Here is a 336-nt window from a genome sequence, read left to right as displayed (position 1 = left end):
CAGGGGTGACGGACGGCCATCGGCCTCCGAGCATGAAGTGTCAACCTTCAGCTTGAGAGGAGCATCCGATGACCGTCCCTACGCATCCATCCGGCAGCGCACTTCGCGAGCGCATGATCGAAGACATGTCCCTGCGCGGCTTCACCGAGGATACGCGCCGAGACTATATCCGTTGCGTGAAGGCGTTTGCAGCCTTCATCGGGCGCTCGCCTGATACTGCGACGGCTGAGGATCTGCGGCGTTTCCAATTGCACCAGACCGAGAGCGGCATGCGGCCGCCGGGGATCAACAGCTCGGTCTCGGCGCTGCGCTTCTTCTTCACCGTGACGCTCGACC

Annotated in this window: 1 protein-coding gene; it reads left to right on the top strand. The window is 62.8% G+C overall.

All coding sequences use genetic code 11. From position 1 onward, the window contains the following. Window positions 1–68: 68 nt before the first annotated feature. On the top strand, window positions 69–336 hold a 268-nt coding region (locus NMG80_RS35525), incomplete at its 3' end, for a phage integrase N-terminal SAM-like domain-containing protein (RefSeq protein ID WP_254022459.1).

It is taken from the genome of Mesorhizobium escarrei (assembly GCF_935825525.1).
Lineage (GTDB): Bacteria > Pseudomonadota > Alphaproteobacteria > Rhizobiales > Rhizobiaceae > Mesorhizobium > Mesorhizobium escarrei.
This window is presented reverse-complemented; position numbering and strand designations above follow the sequence as displayed.